Annotated in this window: 21 protein-coding genes; 17 read left to right on the top strand and 4 right to left on the bottom strand. The window is 63.9% G+C overall.

What is annotated here, in order from left to right; genetic code table 11:
• Positions 1-2 precede the first annotated feature (2 nt).
• The 10 genes from FAZ95_RS31085 (at position 3) to FAZ95_RS39605 (ending at position 11,455) form a co-directional block, all read left to right on the top strand.
• The gene (locus FAZ95_RS31085; protein WP_137336259.1) at positions 3-1,160 is read left to right on the top strand and encodes a LegC family aminotransferase; all 1,158 of its coding nucleotides are present in this window, start codon (positions 3-5) and stop codon (positions 1,158-1,160) included.
• Positions 1,157-1,780: a NeuD/PglB/VioB family sugar acetyltransferase gene (locus FAZ95_RS31080; RefSeq protein WP_137336258.1), complete on the top strand. Its 624-nt coding sequence runs from the start codon at positions 1,157-1,159 to the stop codon at positions 1,778-1,780. The genes FAZ95_RS31085 and FAZ95_RS31080 overlap by 4 nt, the downstream gene beginning before the upstream one ends.
• Positions 1,777-2,781 (top strand): N-acetylneuraminate synthase, encoded by a 1,005-nt coding sequence (gene neuB / locus FAZ95_RS31075; protein WP_137336257.1) that lies wholly within the window; start codon positions 1,777-1,779, stop codon positions 2,779-2,781. The genes FAZ95_RS31080 and neuB overlap by 4 nt, the downstream gene beginning before the upstream one ends.
• Positions 2,768-3,703, top strand: a complete 936-nt coding sequence (locus FAZ95_RS31070) for a Gfo/Idh/MocA family protein (RefSeq protein WP_137336256.1) — start codon at positions 2,768-2,770, stop codon at positions 3,701-3,703. The genes neuB and FAZ95_RS31070 overlap by 14 nt, the downstream gene beginning before the upstream one ends.
• A 24-nt stretch (positions 3,704-3,727) precedes the next feature.
• Positions 3,728-4,531, top strand: a complete 804-nt coding sequence (locus FAZ95_RS31065) for an SDR family oxidoreductase (protein WP_137336255.1) — start codon at positions 3,728-3,730, stop codon at positions 4,529-4,531.
• 27 nt (positions 4,532-4,558) lie between these two features.
• On the top strand, positions 4,559-6,691 hold the full coding sequence (locus FAZ95_RS31060; RefSeq protein ID WP_137336254.1) for a hypothetical protein: 2,133 nt from the start codon (positions 4,559-4,561) through the stop codon (positions 6,689-6,691).
• A gap of 36 nt (positions 6,692-6,727) precedes the next feature.
• Positions 6,728-7,885, top strand: coding sequence for a UDP-N-acetylglucosamine 2-epimerase (neuC, locus tag FAZ95_RS31055; RefSeq protein WP_137336253.1), 1,158 nt, complete (start codon positions 6,728-6,730; stop codon positions 7,883-7,885).
• A gap of 93 nt (positions 7,886-7,978) precedes the next feature.
• On the top strand, positions 7,979-9,049 hold the full coding sequence (locus FAZ95_RS31050) for a nucleotidyltransferase family protein (protein ID WP_137336252.1): 1,071 nt from the start codon (positions 7,979-7,981) through the stop codon (positions 9,047-9,049).
• 58 nt (positions 9,050-9,107) lie between these two features.
• Positions 9,108-10,436, top strand: a complete 1,329-nt coding sequence (locus tag FAZ95_RS39610; RefSeq protein ID WP_175425812.1) for a hypothetical protein — start codon at positions 9,108-9,110, stop codon at positions 10,434-10,436.
• Positions 10,433-11,455: a glycosyltransferase family 2 protein gene (locus FAZ95_RS39605; RefSeq protein ID WP_175425811.1), complete on the top strand. Its 1,023-nt coding sequence runs from the start codon at positions 10,433-10,435 to the stop codon at positions 11,453-11,455. The genes FAZ95_RS39610 and FAZ95_RS39605 overlap by 4 nt, the downstream gene beginning before the upstream one ends.
• Positions 11,456-11,488: 33 nt before the next feature.
• Here the strand turns inward: FAZ95_RS39605 and FAZ95_RS31030 are convergent, their stop codons facing one another.
• Positions 11,489-11,683: a YqaE/Pmp3 family membrane protein gene (locus tag FAZ95_RS31030; RefSeq protein WP_137336248.1), complete on the bottom strand. Its 195-nt coding sequence runs from the start codon at positions 11,681-11,683 to the stop codon at positions 11,489-11,491.
• A gap of 267 nt (positions 11,684-11,950) precedes the next feature.
• Here FAZ95_RS31030 and FAZ95_RS31025 point away from each other — a divergent pair, with 267 nt between their 5' ends.
• The 4 genes from FAZ95_RS31025 to FAZ95_RS31010 all read left to right on the top strand — a co-directional run bounded on the left by FAZ95_RS31025 (position 11,951) and on the right by FAZ95_RS31010 (position 15,497).
• A complete protein-coding gene (locus FAZ95_RS31025) occupies positions 11,951-12,547 on the top strand; it encodes an undecaprenyl-diphosphatase (protein ID WP_137336247.1) in 597 nt (198 codons plus the stop codon).
• A gap of 146 nt (positions 12,548-12,693) precedes the next feature.
• Entirely contained in the window at positions 12,694-13,452 is a 759-nt protein-coding gene (locus tag FAZ95_RS31020; protein ID WP_137336246.1) for a COG4705 family protein, read from the top strand.
• Between the two features lie 36 nt (positions 13,453-13,488).
• Complete coding sequence (locus FAZ95_RS31015; protein ID WP_137336245.1) at positions 13,489-14,154, top strand: response regulator transcription factor; 666 nt, start codon at positions 13,489-13,491, stop codon at positions 14,152-14,154.
• On the top strand, positions 14,130-15,497 hold the full coding sequence (locus FAZ95_RS31010; protein WP_137336244.1) for an ATP-binding protein: 1,368 nt from the start codon (positions 14,130-14,132) through the stop codon (positions 15,495-15,497). The genes FAZ95_RS31015 and FAZ95_RS31010 overlap by 25 nt, the downstream gene beginning before the upstream one ends.
• Positions 15,498-15,515: 18 nt before the next feature.
• Here the strand turns inward: FAZ95_RS31010 and FAZ95_RS31005 are convergent, their stop codons facing one another.
• Both FAZ95_RS31005 and FAZ95_RS31000 read right to left on the bottom strand, forming a co-directional pair.
• On the bottom strand, positions 15,516-16,061 hold the full coding sequence (locus tag FAZ95_RS31005) for a cytochrome b (protein ID WP_137336243.1): 546 nt from the start codon (positions 16,059-16,061) through the stop codon (positions 15,516-15,518).
• Positions 16,058-17,152 carry a catalase family peroxidase gene (locus FAZ95_RS31000; RefSeq protein ID WP_254700010.1) on the bottom strand — a complete coding sequence of 365 codons (1,095 nt, stop codon included), beginning with the start codon at positions 17,150-17,152 and terminating at the stop codon, positions 16,058-16,060. The genes FAZ95_RS31005 and FAZ95_RS31000 overlap by 4 nt, the downstream gene beginning before the upstream one ends.
• Before the next feature lie 169 nt (positions 17,153-17,321).
• On the opposite strand from FAZ95_RS31000, the gene FAZ95_RS30995 reads away from it, so the two are divergent.
• From FAZ95_RS30995 to FAZ95_RS30985, 3 genes are all read left to right on the top strand, one after another.
• Positions 17,322-18,077: an anti-sigma factor family protein gene (locus FAZ95_RS30995; RefSeq protein WP_137336242.1), complete on the top strand. Its 756-nt coding sequence runs from the start codon at positions 17,322-17,324 to the stop codon at positions 18,075-18,077.
• Between the two features lie 139 nt (positions 18,078-18,216).
• Positions 18,217-18,735: an RNA polymerase sigma factor gene (locus FAZ95_RS30990; protein ID WP_137336241.1), complete on the top strand. Its 519-nt coding sequence runs from the start codon at positions 18,217-18,219 to the stop codon at positions 18,733-18,735.
• Positions 18,732-19,559, top strand: a complete 828-nt coding sequence (locus tag FAZ95_RS30985) for an anti-sigma factor family protein (protein WP_137336240.1) — start codon at positions 18,732-18,734, stop codon at positions 19,557-19,559. Before FAZ95_RS30990 ends, FAZ95_RS30985 begins: the two co-directional genes overlap by 4 nt.
• A gap of 34 nt (positions 19,560-19,593) precedes the next feature.
• On the opposite strand, the gene FAZ95_RS30980 is transcribed toward FAZ95_RS30985, so the two are convergent.
• A complete protein-coding gene (locus tag FAZ95_RS30980) occupies positions 19,594-20,289 on the bottom strand; it encodes an HD domain-containing protein (RefSeq protein WP_137336239.1) in 696 nt (231 codons plus the stop codon).
• Positions 20,290-20,617 lie beyond the last annotated feature (328 nt).

Here is a 20,617-nt window from a genome sequence, read left to right as displayed (position 1 = left end):
CCATGACCCGCGCCCACGACATCCTTCGCATCGTCCGCCACGTGTACGGCGGTAACGGACCGCTGCCCCTCCATGCCCCCGTATTTGCCGGCAACGAGCGCGCTTATGTCGAGTCGACGATCGAATCGACCTTCGTTTCGTCGGTGGGCGAGTACGTGGACCAGTTCGAGCGCATGCTGGTCGCACTCACGGGTGCGCAGCACGTGATCGCGACAACGAACGGCACCACTGCGCTGCACATGGCCCTGCTGCTCGCGGATGTCGAGCCCGGCGACCTGGTCATCACGCAATCGCTCAGCTTTGTCGCCACCGCGAACGCGATCGCTCACGCGTCCGCGGTGCCGGCTTTCGTCGATGTCGACTTGGCGACGCTCGGCATGTCGCCCGATGCGCTGCGCGCATTTCTCGAGCGCGAGTGCGAACGCACGAACGGCAGCGTGCGGCATCGCGCGTCGGGCCGCCGCGTGGCCGCCTGCGTGCCGATGCATTCGTTCGGCTTTCCGTGCCGCATCGACGAGATCGCCGAAGTCTGCGAGGCGTGGCGCATTGCGCTCGTCGAGGACGCCGCCGAAGCGCTCGGGAGCTGGCGCGGCACGCGGCATTGCGGCACCACCGGTCGATTGGGCACGCTGAGCTTCAACGGCAACAAGGTGTGCACGACCGGCGGCGGCGGCGCCATCATGACGAACGACCCGGCCATCGCCAAGCGGGCCAAACACCTGACGACCACGGCGAAGGTCCCCCACCGCTGGCGCTTCGAGCATGACGCAATCGGCTACAACTTCCGGCTTCCGAATTTGAATGCCGCGCTCGGCTGCGCGCAGCTCGAGCAGCTGGACGATTTCCTTCGCTTCAAACGGGCACTCGCCCAACGCTATCGGGCCGCCTTCACGGCCTCCGACATTCCCTTCGTGGCCGAACCGGAGGGCACGCGCGCCAACTATTGGCTCTGCGCGATTCTGCTGCGCAACGAGGCCGAGCGCGATGCCTGCCTGGAGGTCACCAACAACGCGGGCGTCATGACGCGCCCCGCCTGGGAGCCGCTGCATACGCTGCCGATGTTCGCGCAAAGCCCGCGCGGACCGCTCGACGTCACAGCGCATGTCAGTGCCCGGCTCGTCAACATTCCGAGCGGCGTACGCACCGAGGCGACGACATGAAAGACATCTTGCTGGTCGGCGGAGGCGGTCATTGCAAAGCGGTCATCGACGTCATCGAATCGACGCAAGCGTGGCGCATTGCCGGCATCGTCGAACGGCGCGGCAGTGCGATCTCGGAGGTGATGGGCTACGAGGTCGTCGGCGTCGATGACGATCTCCATCGGCTGCGCGAGCGCTGCGAGTTCGCGCTCGTCACCTGCGGACAGATCAAGTCACCCGACATCAGGATTCGCCTGTTCCATGCGCTGAAAGCGGCCCGCTTCACGCTGCCGGCTCTCGTGTCCGCTCGCTCGCACGTCGCGCGCTCAGCGACGCTCGGCGAAGGCACGGTCGTCATGCACGCGGCACACATCGGCCCCGATGCGCGAATCGGCGCAAATACGATCGTCAACACCCGCGCGCTGATCGAGCACGATGCGGTTGTCGGCAATCATTGCCACGTCGCGACAACCGCAGTCCTCAACGGCGGCGCCACGATCGGCGATCGAAGCCTGATCGGCAGCGGCGCCGTCTGCCGCGAAGGCGTCGTGGTCGGCGCGGACTGCATCGTCGGAATGGGAACCCGTGTTCTTAAGACGCTGCCGGACGGCGCGCTGTTTATCGGAGCACACGCAAAGTGAATCCAATCTGCACAGTCATCGCCGAAGCCGGCGTCAATCACAACGGCTCTGTCGATTTGGCCTATCGCCTGGTGGACGCTGCCGCTCAAGCGCGCGCCAGCTACGTCAAATTCCAGACCTTTCGCGCAGAAAAGCTCGTCACGCGGCTCGCGCCGAAAGCGAACTATCAGAAGCAGACAAGTGGCGCAGGCGAGTCGCAGTTCGAGATGTTGAAGCGCCTCGAATTGCCGCTTCCCGCCTTTCGCGATATCGCCGCTTATTGCGGACAAAGGGACATTGCTTTCCTGTCCACGCCATTCGATGCGGAATCGGCCGTCTTTCTCGCCGGCGTGGGCATGAAGGCACTGAAAGTCAGCTCAGGCGATCTCACCGATATTCCGTTCCTGCGCGAACTGGGCGCGATGAGGCTGCCGATCTTCCTCTCCACGGGAATGGCGAAGCTCGGCGAGGTGGAAGATGCGCTGGAAACGCTGGAGGCGGCAGGCACGCCACTCGAGCGGATCACGGTACTCCACTGCACCACCGAATACCCGGCTCCCATCGAAGAGGTCAATCTGCGCGCCATGCTCGCGCTCGGCAGTGCCTTTCCGCGCATCTCGATCGGCTATTCCGACCATACGGAAGGCATCGACATTCCGATCGCCGCCGCCGCGCTCGGCGCACGTGTGATCGAGAAGCACCTCACACTCGACCGGTCGATGGAAGGCCCCGATCACCGCGCCAGTCTCGAGGCGCCCGAGTTCGCGCGGATGGTCGAGTCCGTGCGCCGCGTCACGGCGGCGCTCGGCGACGGCCGCAAGCGCCCGACCCCGTCCGAACTGCCGAATCGCCTGATCGCGCGCAAGTCGATCGTCGCAAGCCGTCCCATTGCCAAAGGCGAACCGCTGTCGCCCGAGAACTTGACCGTGCGTCGTCCCGGGGCGGGCATTTCGCCTGCCCAATGGGATCGCGTGGTCGGAACGCTGGCGACGCGCGCCTATGCCGCAGATGAACCGATCTAACGTGGACAAGCGCCTGCTCGTGATCGGCTACGGATCGATCGGCGCGCGCCATAGCCGCCTCGCCGCGGAGGCGGGCGCGGACGTCGCCTGTGTCACGAACCGTCCGGCGGTGCCGTTTCCCCGCTTCGCCAGTATCGCGCAGGCGCTCGCCGAACGACCCTGCGACCAAATCGTGATTGCCAACGCGACCGACCTTCACGCGCAGACCCTCCAGGAGCTGGCCCAAGCCGGCTTCGCAGGCCGCCTGCTGGTCGAAAAACCGCTGTGCCATAGGCTCGACAAAGCGCCCGCGCTGCCGCCGGCCATGCATGTCTCGGTGGCCTACAACCTGCGCTTTCACCCGCTCGTCAGAAAACTGCGCGAGACGCTCGCATCGCGGCCGCTCTACAGCGCCAGCTTCTACGCCGGGCAGTATCTCCCGCAGTGGCGCCCGGAAACGGACTACCGGTCGTCTTACTCCGCGCGCAAGGAGCAGGGCGGCGGCGTGTTGAGGGATCTGTCGCATGAAATCGACCTCGCGCTGTGGCTGTGCGGGCGAACCCAATCGGTCGCCGCCATTGGCGGGCACGTCAGCAGCCTCGATATCGACAGCGACGATGTCTATTCGATCCTGTCGGTCAACGAGCGCTGTCCGGCCGTGGCGATTTCCATCAACTACCTCGACCGGACGCCCAAGCGAACCATCACGATCAACGCACAAGATCTGACCGCCAGCCTGGATCTCGTGAACGGCACGCTGGCCGTCGACGGTGAAATGACCCGCTGTGAAGCCGAGCGCGATTCGACCTATCGCGCACAACTTCAAGCGTTTTTCGACAACGACACCTCGACGATGTGTTCCTTCGACGAAGGCCGCGACGTTCTACGTTTTATCGTCGCCGCGGAATCGGCCGCGCTGAATCGGCGCTGGGTCCACCTCTAACGTCAACGACGCCATATCGATACGATGCGCACGATCTCGCAACTCATGTCTCTTACCGGCAAGACCGCCGTGATCACCGGAGGCGCCGGGCACATCGGCGCGGCGATCGCCGAGGCGCTAGCCGAAGCCGGCGCGACGATTGCGCTAGTGGATCGCGAACGCCTGGAACTGGAACGACGCGCAGAGCACCTTCGCCGCGCGGCGAGCGTCGACGTCGCCACGTTCGAAGTCGAGCTTGCCGACGAAGCCAGCGTGCGCGCGCTTCCCCGGCACGTCGCCGAGCGCTGCGGAAGCTTTGACGTGCTCGTCAACTGTGCGGCCTTCGTCGGGACCTCGAAGCTCGACGGCTGGGCCGTTCCCTTCGAGCAGCAGCGAAGCGCCGCCTGGCGCGCCGCTTTCGAGGTGAACGTCACCGCCGTCTTCGAGCTCGTCCAAGCCGCCTTGCCCCTTCTCGAACAGTCCGGCAAAGGATCGGTCATCAACGTGTCTTCGCTATACGGCGTCGTAGGACCGGACTGGCGGCTCTACGAAGGCACCGCCATGGGCAATCCGGCCGCTTACGGTGCAAGCAAAGGCGCGCTGATTCAGTTGACCCACTGGCTTGCGACCACCTTGGCGCCGCGCGTTCGCGTCAACGCGATGAGCCCTGGCGGGGTATGGCGCAATCAACCCGCCGAGTTTGTCGAGCGCTACACGCAACGCACACCGCTCGCACGCATGGCGACCGAAGAGGATTTCAAGGGCGTGGCGCTTTTTCTTGCAAGCGACCTGTCGAGCTACGTGACAGGTCAGAACCTCATTGTCGACGGCGGCTGGTGCGCCTGGTGAACGATGTTTGATCCGGATGAAGCCTCGATGCTGACACCGCTGCGAACCGATACCGACGCGCAACCACGCGAGCGTGACGTGCCGCACAAGCGGCTCGCCGCCCTGCAGTCGCTGCAAGTCTGGGCTCGGTGCGCGCCCATTGCGCTCATTGCGATCTTCGGCGGAACCGCGCTCATTCTGTGCAACCCCGGATACTTCTGGGACGACTGGGTATGGCGTTTTCAGGCACCTGAACAAAGCATCCGCATCGGCCGGGAGTTGGGCATTTTCTGGGGGGGCTACCTGACCAACGCCATCAACGCGCTGCCCTCCCCGGCGCTCGCGATGCGCGCGACCGCGCTGGTCGCATGGGTCATCGCGGGCATTGCCGCAGCTTACGTGCTGTATCGCCAGCGCGTGATCTCCGGCAACGATGCGTTCAAGCTGTTTCTGATTTATGCGGCAACGCATGTCGCAATGATCCGATTCCTGACCAGCGTAGCGATGTACAACGTCTACATCGCGTCTTTCTGGATCGGCTGCGCATGCTTGCTGACGATGCCCAACCGCAAAAAAGCGCGGCTCCTGAGCCTGCCGTTCTTTTTCTTTTCGTTCTACCTCAACTCGCTCATTCCGCTGTTCCTCGCGCTCCTGGTCCTCTTGGCCGCCCGTCAGGCGAGCGAGCGCATCGACTGGTCCGCCGAATTTTCTGGCTGGCGTGAACTGGCTTCCCGTCTCCGCGATTTGCCGGCATGCCTGCGCTCGATCCTGCATAAAGCCAAAGCACCGTTGCGCGAGTTCGCGCTGCAAAACGCGGTATTGCTCGCCTTGCCGATCGTCTTCGCACTGATCAAGCGGCTGACAAGCGTCAAGTCCACGCTCTATGGCGACTACAACGACGTCGATCGGCGCATTCTGATGTCGTCGATCTTCAACGCCTTCGGAGCGATCCGGCCAGTCCTGCGAGACTATTTCGCCACTTCGTCACGCAGCGTCACGCCGCTCATGCTGCTGGCCTGCGCACTCATCTGCTTCCTGCTGCTGCGCATCGCACCGCGCAGGCGGCAGCGGCCGACATTGAACAAGGCGCTCGCGCAAGCGGCGCTCGGCTGGGTCCTGTTCGCCGCCGCCGTCTATCCGTACCTGATCGTAGGCAAGGCGCCCGAACTCACCGACTTCTACGAAAGCCGCAACATCCTCCCTGCGATCGCCGGGCTCGCACTCGTGTTGATCTCGTTCGCCAACCTTCTCGATCTGGCGTTCTCGAAGATAGCGGTGCTGCGCAGCATCGGACATGACCTTCTGCTCGGCTACGTGATCGGCGCCTCCGTGGGCAGCGGCCTCGTCAGCGGATTGGATCTTTGGCGCGATTGGATTCGCCAGACGGCGATCATGGCGTTCGTTCAGGCGCATCAGGCGCCGCTTAAAGACATCCGCACCTTCGTCTTCGACGACGCTGCGCATCGCATCGACGACCGCAAGCTCTGGAACTACGAGTACACGGGCGAGCTGGTATCCGTGTATCACACTCGCGACAGGCTAGGCGTATCGGTCGATGAGTACAGCACCTGGCCGCCCAAGGTAGCGCTCCTCTCGAATCCGGCATTGCGAAAGCGCTTCAACTTCGGCGACTACCAGTTCGACAAGCCGCACGCGATCATCACGGTGCGCAACGGTGTCGTCACGCTCAACGATTTGCGCGTTCTGTCGATCGTTCGGTCGTATCTCCGAGGCGATCCGTGGGAGTCGAACCTTGGCTCCTACATGGACGTGAGCATGGCGTACGAATACGTTCAAGCCGACGCGCGCGTCGAACAAATTTTCGATATCGCCAAAGCATTGAGCGCCTACCGCCTCGATCACGGACACTACCCCGTCACGGCATCGCTCCCCGATGGTGACATTCCCATCCACGAGCTCTCGCCGACCGAGCGCATCGGACCACCGATCGTCAACGGCGACATTCCTGGGCTGTTTCCCGATTACATGGCGCGCATGAAGTCGATGACGCCTCGTTCGAACGGGGAGCCGGCCTATCTCTACATGTCCGATGGCCTCGACTTCAAGCTCGTGTACGCGAACCCTCCCGACCTCGCGTACGCAAAGCAGGCGCATCCAGCGTTGATCGACCCGGCAAGGCCGGCCTATGGCACTTGGACGCTGGGTGCGAAGAATTGGTGATGTCAACCGCAATTCGCTCTACACAGGATTCACGCTATGCGCACGATCTGTATCTTCACCGGCACACGCGCTGAATATGGCTTGCTGCGCCCGCTGATTCGCGCGCTTGCGGCCACGCAAGACGTGACCGTCAAGCTGCTGGCGACCGGATCGCATGTCGCGGAATCGAGCGGCGCAACCTGGCGGGAAATTGCCGGCGACGGCATCGCCATCGACGAACGAATCGAAGTGTTGATGGACAGCGCGTCGGAATCCGGCGTGTACACCGCGATGGGGCTCGGCATGATCCGCTACGGCGACGCATTCCGACGCCTCGAACCGGACCTCCTCGTCATTCTCGGCGACCGCTTCGAGGCCTTCGCGGCCGCAGCCGCAGCAACGGTCTGCAAGATTCCCATCGCCCATTTGCATGGCGGCGAACTCACATTCGGCGCCATCGACGAATCGTTTCGTCACGCGATAACGAAATTGAGCCATTTGCACTTCGCGAGCACGGAAGCCTACCGGACCCGTGTCATTCAACTCGGCGAGCGTCCCGATCGCGTGTTCGCAGTCGGCGCAATGGGTGTCGAAAATATCCGGACTCTCGATCTTTTCGACAAAGACGAAATCGACCGCAGGCTAGGCATCGATCCGCAGCAACCTTACTTCTTGGTCACCTTCCATCCCGCCACGCTGTCCCCAAAGCGGCCCGAAGCCCAGTTGAACGCGTTGCTCGACGCGCTGGAGCGGTTCCCGGACCACACTGTCGTCATGACAGGCGCGAACGCCGATGCCGGCGGCATGGCAATCAACCGGCTTCTCGCGGCGCGGGCGGCCGAACACCCCGGCCGCTATCGATTCCATATGTCGCTCGGGGCAAGACTCTATCTGTCTGCTGCGCGATACGCCGCAGCGGTCGTGGGAAACTCGTCGAGCGCGATCATCGAAGTGCCGACGCTCGGCGTGCCGAGCGTCGACATCGGCCCGCGGCAAGCCGGACGCGTGCGCGGAGAAAGCGTCATTACGTGCGATGACGACACAGCGCACATCGTCGAGGCGCTCCGGCGTGCGCTGTCGGCCGACTTTCGCCAGCGCGCCGCCAGCGCGAGCAATCCCTATGACCGGCCCGGAACGACCGCACAGATCGTCGATATCCTCGTATCGCACGACCTGAGCGATCTGCTTCACAAGACCTTTTATGACCTTCACTAACTACGCGAGCCTGGCGTGCCGGTATCGGACGGAATCCCGTCCCTGAAGCCCCGGTCACGACTTCGAAACTGATTTGCCAGAGAAGGTGCGGACATGACGAACGCGAACATCAACCGACTCAAAGTATCGCTCGACGCCCCGATTTCCGAGGTTGTCGCCCGCATCCAAGCCAGCGGGCCGTTGGGCTGTGTGCTGATCTACGACGACGCGGAGCGCTTCGTCAACATCGTCACCGACGGCGATGTGCGACGCGCCTTTCTGGAGGGCAAGCAACTCGACGGCACGGCGCGCGATATTCACAACGTCAAGCTCAAGACCAGTCGGCCAGCACCGATCACCGCCAACATCGGCTCGACGCATGCGGAACGAACGACGCTGTTTCGCCGGCATTCGCTGCGTCAATTGATTCTCGTCGATCGTCATGGCGCACCGGTCGAGATCGTCGATCATCAAAGCATCAATTCGTCGCCCTCGTATGTGAACCAGCATTTCACGGCGGTGGTGATGGCGGGAGGTTTCGGCATGCGGCTGCGGCCGCTGACGGAAGATACGCCCAAGCCGATGCTGCAGATCAACGGCCGCCCCATGCTCGAAATCAGCATCGAAAAGCTCGTGAACTATGGGGCGACCCGCATCTTCATCTCGACCCACTACTTGCCCGAAAAAATCGTGAATCACTTCGGAAGCGGCGAGCGCTTCGGCGTGCCCATCGAATACATTCACGAGGATGTTCCGCTCGGCACGGGCGGTGCGCTGTCGCTGCTCTCCTCTCGTGACGACACAACGCTCGTCTTCAACGGCGACATTCTCACGAATCTCGACATCAGCATGTTCCTTGCCTACCACCTGCGCACCGAGTCGGCGCTGACCATCGCGGCGACGCAATACAGCTTCCAGGTTCCGTTCGGCGTGGTGAGCGCAACGGGAACGCGTGTCAGCCATATCGACGAAAAGCCGAAATTCAGCTTTCTGATCAATAGCGGCATCTACTTCCTGTCACCGAGGGTCTTCTCGACGTTGCCGGCAAGCGGCCCTTACCACATGACCGATGTCACTCACGAGCAGATCCGGCGCGGCGCACCCGTTTCCTGCTTTCCGATCTTCGAGCACTGGCTCGACGTCGGCCGGCCCAGCGACTACGACCTCGCAGCGAAACTGTTTTGAGCACCAGTGAGCGCGCACGACATCCACTCATCATCAAAACATCGAGGGCGGCACAAGCGTGCAGCAGATAATTTCGTCATTTACCGTCCGCTTGAGACAGGACCTCACGTTCATCCTGGCGCTGCGCGTGTGGCAGGCTGGCGCCGGCCTCGTCACAACCGTGCTCGCGGTCCACTACCTCACTGCCGAACTTCAGGGCTGGTACTACAGTTTCCTGAGCGTCGCTGCGCTTTACACGCTCTTCGATCTCGGCCTCTCGACGGTGCTGGTTCAAGTCGCGGCACACTCGTTCGTCGGACTGCGCTGGGCAAGCGGCAACGCGCTCGAAGGCAGCCGGCAGGCCCATTTCAGATCGCTGCTCGCGAAGTCCGTGCGTTGGTATGCGATCGCCGCGCTCGCGTTCATCGCCTTGATTCTGCCCGGAGGCTGGGTCTTCTTCGCTTCCAAGACATCGACAGGCATGTCGTGGGTGTCCTGTTGGCTCGTGCTCTCTTTGCTTAGCGCAGGCGGCCTGCTGCCCCTGCCGTTCCTCTCCATGGTCGAGGGAAGCGGCCAAATCGCACAGGTCTATTCGGTACGGCTCGCGACTTCCGTTCTTGGATCGCTCACCTGTTGGATGACGCTCGCTTCGGGAGGGGGGCTATGGGCTGTCGTGATGACACCGGCCATGGCGCTCTGCATTCCGCTCGTGTGGCTGGCCAGCTTCCATCGCCCGCTCGTCGCCATGGCTCGCGACATGCCGAACGAGGATTACCGCTGGAGCGAAGAAATCTGGCCGTTGCAATGGCGGCTGGGCATCAACTGGCTATGCGGCTATCTGCTCACGCAGATCAACACCCCCGTCTTGTTTCATACCCAGGGCGCGATCGTTGCCGGGCAGTTCGGCCTGTCGCTGACCGTCGTGAATACCATCGGGCTGATTTCTCAGTCTTGGCTTCTGCGACGCGTGCCCGGCATGGCGCAGGCCGCCGCGTCGCGCGATTGGCGCCGGCTCGACCAGCTCTTCTGGCGCGACTTCGGCGTCAGCCTCGGCGTCTTCGCCGCCGGGACAACCGCAGTCGTCGGCCTTGTCACGCGCTTCGCGGAGTATTCAGCCGTACACCGGCTCTTGCCGTGGCCACAATTGCTCGGACTCTTCCTCTTCGCGTTCATCGGTCAGTTCATCGGCGGACTCGCCTTGCACCTGCGCAGTTTCCGCCGCGAGCCGCTCGTCTGGCTCAGCCTGTTTGCAGCATTGATTACGGTACCCGCTTCGTTCTACGCGGCACGGCACTACTCGTCCGCGGGTGTGATAGCGGTCATGGCCGGCGTGAATATCATCGTGAATCTGCCGGCCGGCGTGATCATTTGGCGCCGTTGCAACAGCCTATGGAGAGCCACTGCATGATTTCCGCGAATCCACCGAAACTGACGATCGCCATTCCCACCTTGAACCGCGCGCACTATTTGAAAATGAATCTGCAACGGTTGCTGGAGGAGCTGCAAACCGTTCAAGCCGGCAAGGTCGAAGTCATCGTCTCCGATAATCACTCGACCGACGAAACGCCGGACGTCGTCGCGAACCTTATCGCCACAGGTCTTCCCGTCCGCTATCTCCGCAACGACCGGGACCTGGGCTCCGATGCGAATATCGCGCAATGCTTCAACGAAGCGCGCGGCGACTATGTCCAGATCATGGGCGACGACGATCTCTATGTGCGCGGCACGCTCGCGCGCGTCGTTTCCTTGCTGGAATCGAACGACTACGGCGTCTTGTGCCTGCGCCCTTTCGGCTACGAGAACGACCCCGACGCAGAATATCCGGGCCGTGCAGGCGCCATTCGCGAATTCACGGAGATCGGCAAATTCCTCAATGCCGTCGGCCCGCTCATCACCTTCATTTCGGCACTGCTCGTCAACCGGCGCATTCAGTCGAACGTCGACGCGCGCGACTATTGCGGCAGCAATCTCGTGCAGGTTCATTTGGTCATGCGCGCCGCCATCCTCGCGCGCAAGAACGCCTTCATGACCGAATACATGCTGGCATGCAAACGCAACAACTCAGGGGGCTACGGGGCGCCGGAGATTTTCGTCGAGCGCCTGGGGCGCATCCTCGACAGCTACCGTTCGAGCGGCCTGACCGATCACGACATCCGCGGCTTCGAGACGCGCATGCTGCTGTCGTATCACCCGTTCTATTTGCTGCGCCAGCGTCTCGCCAATCAAGGCAGTGCCCGTGAGACGCACCAGTTCTTCAACACGCGCTTCGCGAAACGCGCCATTTTTCACCTCTGGGTGGCCCCGATCCTCCTGCTCCCCCGCCCGATGGCCGTTGTCTGGGGGGGCTTCGCCACGGTGACGGGGCGCGTCCTGAATGGCGACCTGCGCCGCGGGATCACGTTTGCCTGGCATCGGTTGAAACGATGATGCCGCTCAAGCGCGGGCGTTGGAGAGTGACGCTCAAGCCCTTCTCGACAACGCCTCTTCGATCTTCTTATCGGTGTTGTACTGGCTCAACGCGTACACCGACCAGATCGCGGCCGGCACCCACCCGATGATCGTGATCTGGAGCAAGAGACAAATGATGCCAGCAAACGGGCGGCCGATCGTGAAGAACTGAAGCCAAGGCAAAACCAGGGCGAGTAACAGGCGCATTGCGATCCTCGTGTGGTGAAACATCGTTTTCGTACCGGTCCGAGACCGGCGCCACGGCAATCAGCCGCGATCAAGGGCACTATTCGTGCCGTTTGCGGGTCATAGCTTACCCGATCGTCTTGACGTTCCAGCACGGCGATCGTTCCGCATGCTCAGTCACCGCTAAGTCTGCGTCGGTAATCTCCCCCACTCGCCAGTCCCCAGCGCCATTGGAGAAGCACGACGCGCCGCCGTGGCGAGCTTTCGCAATCGCACTGCCAATCGCTCATGGAAGAATTGAATCAATCGCTGTTTCTGTTGCTCAACGCACCCGCGCATCCCAGCCCCTTCATGCTTACCCTCGGCATTTTCTGCGCCGAATACCTGATCTGGGCCGTGCCCGCTGTCGTGGCGATCGGATGGCTGCGAGGCGGCAAGGCGACCCGGCAAATGATGCTCGAAGCCACCGCATGCGCTATCGTGGCGCTGCTCGTCAACCAGATCATCGCCTTGTTATGGCAACATCCTCGTCCGTTCGTGATCGGCTTGGGCCACAATTTCGTCGAGCATGCGCCGGATTCCTCTTTTCCGAGCGACCACTTGACGCTGATGTGGTCGGTCGCGTTCAGTCTCGCGATGCATGGCGGCCGGCGCGCGACCGGCGTTGCGCTGGCGCTCTTGGGTTTGCCGGTCGCGTGGGCGCGCATTTACGTCGGCGTGCACTATCCGCTCGATATGGCGGGCGCCGTGTGCGTGTCGGCCGCGAGCGCCTGGCTCGTGTCTTGCGCGACACGCTGGTGGATGCCGCACACTTATGGGGTTGCGATCCGCGTCCACCGGATGCTCTTCAGCAAGTTCATCGCGCTAGGCTGGGTGCGCCGCTGATGCGCCTATGTCCAGGCTAAGTTTGGCCGGGCACACTGTGGCATGTGTTGATCGCCTGATTCGCAGGGCGGCAGGGCGGCCGTGTGGCCGCCCGCCTAGCCAGCCGGCGAACCCGCAGCCCAACCTTACAACTCATCGAGCCACCTATGAATCACCGCACTGAACACGCATTGAGCAAGGTGCCGGAAGTCACCTTGATGTTCTGGATCGTCAAGATTGCCGCCACCACGCTGGGAGAAACCGGCGGCGACGCCGTCACGATGTCGATGAACCTCGGCTACCTGGTCGGCACGCTGATCTTCGCGGTGGCCTTCATCGCCGCCGTCATCGTGCAGATTCGCGCGAAGGCGTTCCAGCCCGCGTTGTACTGGGTAACGATCATCGCCACGACCACGGTCGGCACGACGCTCGCCGACTTCGCGGATCGCTCGCTTGGCATCGGCTATGCGGGCGGGTCATCATTGCTGCTGGCGTTGCTGCTGATTTCGCTCTTCGTCTGGTATCGCGCGCTCGGTTCCGTGTCGGTCGATACCATCAGCTCGCCCAAGGCGGAGATGTTCTATTGGGTGACGATCATGTTCTCGCAGACGCTCGGCACCGCGCTCGGCGACTGGATGGCGGATACGGCGGGGTTCGGCTATACCGGCGCCGCAGTCGTATTCGGCGGCTTGATCGTGCTGATCGCCGCGGCCTATTTTTGGACGAACGTCTCGCGGACCTTGCTGTTCTGGGCTGCCTTCATCCTGACGCGTCCGCTCGGGGCCACGTTGGGCGACCTCCTGGACAAGCCGCTCAGCTCGGGCGGTCTGGCGCTCAGCCGCTACTCGGCGTCCGCCGCGCTGCTGGCGTTCATCCTGACGAGCCTCCTGGTGTTCAGGCAACGCGCCGCGAGCAAGGCCCATTGACCCTCGTCACCATCGTCACCACAGGAGGAAGGCGCCATGCGCGTATTGCTGGTCGAAGACGACCCGATGATCGGCGAGGCGATCCACTCGGCGCTGAAAGACGCCTCCTACGCGGCGGACTGGGTAAAGGACGGGCCAACGGCGCTCACGACACTCGGCATGCAGCACTACGACCTGATCCTGCTCGACCTGGGCCTTCCCGGTAAAGACGGCCAGCAAGTGCTGGAGACGATCCGCGCGGACGACAACCCGGTGCCGCTCCTCATCATCACCGCGCGTGACGGCCTCGACGACCGCCTGCGCGGCCTCGACGGCGGCGCCGACGACTACGTGCTCAAGCCCTTCGAAATGGCCGAGCTGCTCGCGCGCATGCGCGCCGTGCTGCGCCGCAAAGCCGGCAGCGCCGCGCCCGTGCTCTCGAACGGCACGGTGTCGCTCGATCCGGCGACGCGGCAAGCCCTCGTCGCGGGCGGCGAAGCGCTGCAGCTCTCGAACCGCGAGTTCGCCTTGCTGCAGGCCCTGCTCGTGCGCCCCGGCGCGATTCTGTCGCGGCGCGACCTCGAAGACCGCATCTACGGCTGGGGCGAGGAAGTCGAAAGCAACGCGGTCGAGTTTCTGATCCATACGCTGCGCCGCAAGCTCGGCAGCGACATCATCAAGAACGTCCGGGGGGTGGGATGGATGGTTTCAAAAGGCGGCTGAGCGAGTCGGTTCAGCTCAGGCTGTCGTTCGGGCTGTCGCTCGCGATTCTGCTCGTCGCGATCGTGGCCGGCGTCATTTCCTTCGCGACCGCCTTCGACGAAGCCCATGAGCTGCAAGACGACGTGTTGCGGCAAGTCGCGGCCCTGTTCGACCGGCAGCACTTGCCGCTTCCGCATCTCGGGGACCGCGGCCGCGCGCAACACAGCGATGAAGAATCGCGCGTCGTCGTTCAATACCTGAGCGCCGATAGCGCCGGTAGCGCCGCTGCGAGCGGCAACGATGCCTCGGACGTCTTGCCGATCCCGCTCGACGCGCCCGACGGCATGCACACGCTCACGATCGGCGGCGAGCCGTTCCGCGTGCTCGTCAAGACGATGGCGACCGGCGAGCGCATCGCGGTCGCGCAGGAAACCGGCTTTCGCGACGAGATCGCGCGAGACGGCGCCGTGCGCACCGTCATGCCGTTTTTGATTCTCGTGCCCGTCCTGTTGCTGGTCACGGCCAATCTCGTGCGCAAGATGTTCCGGCCGATCGCGTCGCTCGCCGCCGATATCGACCGCCGAGGCGAGCGCGAACTCCACCCCGTCGACGCCGGGCACCTGCCGGCCGAAGTGCGGCCGTTCGTCGTGGCGATCAATCGCTTGCTGGGGCGCATCGAGCAATCGATGGAGACGCAGCGCCGCTTCGTCGCCGACGCGGCGCATGAGCTTCGCTCCCCGCTGACAGCCCTGTCGCTGCAAGCCGAGCGGCTCGCCGAAGCGGACATGTCCGGGGAGGCCCGCGATCGCTTGACCGTATTGCGCAAGGGCATCGAGCGCGGACGGGGTCTGCTCGACCAATTGCTGACGCTGGCGCGCGCGCAGTCCACGCCGGAGCGGCCAAGCACGGCCGTTTCCGTGCAGCACGTCTACCGGCGCGTGCTCGAAGACCTCATGGCGCTCGCCGAGGCCAAGTGCATCGATATCGGCGTGGAAGGCGACAACGATGCGCTCGTCCTCGTCAACGAGGTGGACCTGATCGCGGTCGTGAGGAATCTCGTCGACAACGCGATCCGCTATACGCCCGAGCGCGGACGCATCGATCTGTCGGTGACCGCGCGCGATCGGCGCGCCGTTCTGGAGATCAAGGATTCGGGACCGGGCATTCCGGCGGCCGAGCGCGAGCGCGTGTTCGATCCGTTCTATCGCGCGCTGGGGAGCGGCGAAGTGGGCTCGGGCCTGGGGCTCTCGATCGTCAAGACCATCGCGGATCGACTCGGCGCAGACGTTCGGCTCGGCTATGCGGACGAACCGTCACAGGCGGGGTTGCACGTCACGGTGCGCATTCCCCTGGCCGAATCCTGAGCCGCCCCTGGTCATCCCTCAGCGCCGCGCCGCAGACCCCGTCATGCTCGCGAGCACGCCGTCGCGCCGGATGAGGCCATGGAACAGCGCGGCGGCGAGATGCATCAGCACCGTCGCGAAGAGCGCGAACGCGAGGTACGTGTGCAGCGCGCGCAGTAGCGCATAGAGCCGCACGTCGTGCGGCATGATCGGCGGCAGATGCAGCGCGCCGAACAGCGTCACGGGAAATCCCCCCGCCGATAACATCGACCAGCCGATCAGCGGCATCGCCGCCATCAGCGCGTACAGCACGACATGCGAGAGCTTCGCGACGAACTGCTGCGGCGCCGGCATATCCCCCGGCAGCGGCGGCGCACCGCGCCTGATCCTCACGAAGAGGCGGATGATCACCAGCACCAGCAGCGCGATGCCGAGCGGCCGATGAATCGCGAGCAACACGTTGTGCGCGCGCGAGACGGTCGCGACCATCCCGACGCCGACGAACAGCATCGCGAGAATCGCGACGGCCATCGTCCAGTGGATGAGCCGCGCGAGCGGACTGAAATGCGTTTGCGCGGGCTTCATGAATGGGCTCCGTTCGAGGTCGGGTTCGCGTGAGCAGGCTGTGCGGCTTCTTCATGCGTGCGGCGGTTGAACGACAGCGCGTACGCGGCCGAGCGTGCCGCCAAGAGCGGATCGTCCGATGGACGAATCCCGTCGGGCAGGATGGTCGGGTCGAAATTGACGTCGCGGCACAGCCCTTCCTCTTGCGACGACTCGTGATCGATGACGAGCGTGCCCGCGTCGATCTGCTGACGGTCGGCGGGCCACTGCTGGGTCGCGTCGTCGGTCGGGTCGCCGGGCGCGGCGACGGTCAGGATCAGATGCCAGCGCAAGCTGCCGCTCGCTTCCAGGCGCTGACTGAGTTCATCGGAGAGAAAGTTCTTCTCGCCTTTTTCCGCCGCGGTGAGCGGTGCATAAGCCGTTTCCGGCCGCATCGACCAACGCACGAATCGCGTTTGCCCGGCGGCGTCGGTGAAACGGAACGCGTTGATGCTGTAGTACGCGGCGTTCGCGAAGCTCGATGACGGCGGATTCGCCTTCACCCAGGCGAGGAAGGGCTGCGTTTCAGGATTGGCCGCGAAGAACGCCTTCAGCCGCTGCGGGTCCGGCTTGCCCGTGGCCGGGTCGGGCCGCGACGCGAGCAGCTGCTCGAAGAACTGCATCGGCGTGTGCACGGCGAACAGCGCTGTCGAGTTCATGCCCGTGCGCCATTGCTCGCCATCGCGCAGCTTGAACATCAACGCCATGCTGCGGACGGGGACGCTGTTGTCCGGCGCGTACGGATTGCCGCCGGGAATCGCGAAGCGCCCGATCACCGGTGTGGTCACGCCCGGCTCGAACACGGCCGCGCGCGACACGCCGGCGCCGTTGCCGTTGCTCGCGAAATAGCCGGACACGCAAACGCCCTTCGCATGATTGCGGCGGTAACCCGGGTGCACTCCGGCGTTGGCTTGCAATTGATTGACAATGCGCGGGGCCGTCAGGCGGGCGGGCGTGAGCCAGCCGGCAACGTAGGCGAAGCCGCCGGCGAGCGCCGCGACGACCGCGCCGATGGCGGCGAGCCGGCACGGCACGCAGAGTGGGGACGGAGGGGACGACGACGGTTTGGTCACAGGGGCTCCTTGGCTCGAAATCGACGCTTCATGCGGGCTAACACAGCGCGAGCGGATTTATTCCTGCTACCAAATCATCGAAGCGTCAAAATCTGTCGTTGCGATGGAATAAACGCGAAATGGCCGTGTTTGCCTCGTCAAGAGACGCTACTTGCCTGACGCTGACACCATGGCACCGACCCATCGACCCGAATCCACCTCGCTTTCCGAGCACGACATCCTCGCCTATGCCGACGGTGTGCTTGCACCGGATCGCGCCGCGCATCTGCACGACTATCTGGAAAGCCGGCCCGGCGAAGCCCGCCGTGTCGCTTTCTACGCCCGGCTCAACGCGCAGATCAAGCATGCGTTCCACCATGCCGGCGAGAGCTCGCCGCCGGGCAAAACTTCGCCGCCGCGCGAACCGTGGCGTGCCGCCCTGCACCGGCGCTGGGCGCAACTCGGCAATCTCGCCGCGGTGCGCATGTTGATGACGCTCGCTGTCGCCGTTCTCGCCACGAGCGGATGGATCGCCGCCATCCAAGTCTCCCCGCAGGCGCTCGACAACGCCGCTGTCATGGCGCTCGCGCGGGCTTCCGACCCCACGGCGAGCGCGGCTGATCCCGCGCCGGCCTTGGCTGGCGGCGAACCGGCGCCAGATCTCGGTTCCGTCGGTCTGCGTTTCGTGGCGAAAAAGCTCGTGCAGCTCGGCCCCTTCTCGCGGGCGGCGGAATTCGTCTACGTCAACGCCGACGGCAAGCCGGTGGTGCTGCTGACGGCTTCCACGCTGGCGGCTTCGAGCCACTCGCAATGGTCGGCGCACCGAGCCGGCGCGCTGCGTCTGCTCACCTGGACCGAGCACCACCAGCGCTACGTGCTGGCCGGCAACGCCGACACTCACGGCCTGATGAGAGCCGCGGATACGCTGACCTTGCGCCGATCTTGACGTGCTCCGGCGGCACGAGAACCCCGCCGCTACCGGCTGAAGGTCATCGGGAATAAACTGCGCTCAAGCGTGTTTGCTCCCGTATGACCGTCGTTCGCAGCCACTGGCGCGCGCCGCCACTCTCTGATCGATATGACAAATGGACATCCGTAACGAGTTGATGGATCACGTGCCGCGATTGCGGCGCTACGCGAGGGCGCTCATCAACAATCGCGACCTGGCCGACGATCTCGTCCAAGACACGCTCGAGCGCGCCTTGGGGCGGACCGAGCGGTTTCAGGCCGGCACCGATCTGCGCGCGTGGCTCTTTACGATCATGCACAACGTGTTCGTGAATCAGACGCGCAAGGCATCGATGCGCGCCACGCACGTCTCGGTCGATGACGACGAAGTGCCCGAGAGCGAATTCGCGGTCCAGGCGAGCCCGACGCGCACGCTCGAAGTCCGCGATCTCGACTACGCGCTGCAGCGGCTGCCCGCCGAGCAGCGCGAGGTGGTGCTGCTGGTGGGGCTCGAAGAGATGAGCTATGGGGATGTCGCGCTCGCGCTCGACATTCCGATCGGCACGGTGATGTCGCGGCTGTCGCGCGGACGGGAACGGCTGAGAGCATTGATGGCGGGCACGCAGCCCGGCGCAAAACTACAGGTGGTGCGATGAGCGACCAATACACTCCGATCGAAGAAGAAGACATCCACGCCTACGTGGACGGGACGCTGTCCGAGGAGCGGCGTCGCGTGGTCGAGGAAGCGCTCGAACGGAATCCCGATCTCGCGGCGCGCGTGAGCGACTATTTCTCGCTCAACAGCATGTTCCATGACCGCTACGACCGCGTGCTCAGCGAGCCCGTGCCCAAGCGTCTGCAGACGCCCATGCCGCGCCGCTGGCTGAAAGCCGCGAACTGGCCGCAATTCGCGGGCCTCGCGGCGGCGCTCGTGATCGGCGTGGGCATCGGCGTCGGCACGAACGTCGGCAGGGATACGGTCGCGCAAATGTCGGCCGATGGCGGCAACACGCACACCGTCAGCTATCAAAACGCCGATCCGCTCGCGCGCCAGGCCGCGTTCGCGCACGTGGTCTACATGCCGTCCGTCTACCGTCCCGCCACCATGATGAGCGCGGACCAGGAACAGGAATTCGTGCAGGTGCTCGCGAACAAGCTCGGTACGGACGTGCGTCCGCCCAACCTCACGAAGAGCGGGCTCGAGCTGATGGGGGGACGCGTATTCAACGGCAACGATGGCTCCGTCGCGCAGTTCTGGTACCGCGACGGCAAGAACGAGCGCATCACGCTGTGCATTTCGCACCGGAAAGTCAGTTCGAACACCACCGCGTTCAAGCTGTATCAGGACGGCTCGGTCAACGTGTTCTATTGGGTGGACGGCAACTTCGGCTATGCGATCTCGGGCGGCATGGACCGTGCGACGCTGCTGCAGCTGTCGCATGACGTCTATGCGCAAGTGACCGCGGCGACGCCGGGCTGATCGTATCGATACAGCCCGGCGCCGCGCCCTTGCGCTACGCCGCCGCCGATTCGTTGCACGCGCAACCAGCGTGATGAACGTGGCTCTGGCTGTCGTCCCACGCCGAGCCCAGGATGATCTGGCAGAAGTTCAGCCGCTTGTATTCCGGATCGCGCAGCGCGAGCACGTCGGCCTTCACGTTGCCGAAGGTGGACTCGGGCTTTTTGATCGTGCCGTGTGCGAACGCGTCGATGATGTCGTTCTTGAAGTCCCGTTCGCGAGGATGCGCCGCGACGACTTGAATGCGCTGCTCGTCGGTGAACTCGTGATACGCGAGCCCCAGCACGTCCATCTCGACACCGGCCGTGACGAGCGCCACCACCGGCTTCATATGCTCCGGCACCCCCGGCGTCGTGTGCAACGCGATCGACGTCCACACCTGCTCGATGTCGTATTCGTTCACGCCGTATTGCACGAGAAAGTCGCGCGCCGCGTTCGCGCCGTCGACTTCGAAGCGATTCGTCTTGCTGCTGTAGGCATCGACGAGCCCCATGTCATGGAACATCGCGCCGATATAGAGCAGCTCGGGATCGTAATCGAGGTGCTTGCGCTCGCCCGCGAGCGCGCCGAACAGGAACACGCGGCGCGAATGGTTGTACAGCAGGTCCGGTTCGGTGTCGCGCACCAATTCGGTGGCGGCGCGCGCGAGTTGGCTGTCGGGGATCTTGATGCCGGCGATGGTCGTGGTCATGGGGTTCTCCAGGTCGGGTCGGGTCGTGTGAGTCGATCGGGGCGGCGCGCCCGCGAACCGGCTTTTGCCCGGAATTCGCGACGCGCGCCGTTGAGATCGAGTGTCGTTTCACGCCACGCTCGGAGCAATCGCCGTTGCCCGCCAAACCCTGCCAACCGCACGACGCCTTCTGCCATCGCCTGATATGGCATCCTCACGCAGCGTCGTACACGCCCCCGCACTCCGCAGACAAATGGGCCTTTTGCGGAAATCCCTATAAGTCGTTAGCTCAACAAAAATGTCATTAAGCGGTGTTTTGTTGGCCGTATAGTTTGAGTAGAACGCACGG

Origin of the sequence: Trinickia violacea, assembly GCF_005280735.1 — a bacterium.
Classification (GTDB): domain Bacteria; phylum Pseudomonadota; class Gammaproteobacteria; order Burkholderiales; family Burkholderiaceae; genus Trinickia_A; species Trinickia_A violacea.
This window is presented reverse-complemented; position numbering and strand designations above follow the sequence as displayed.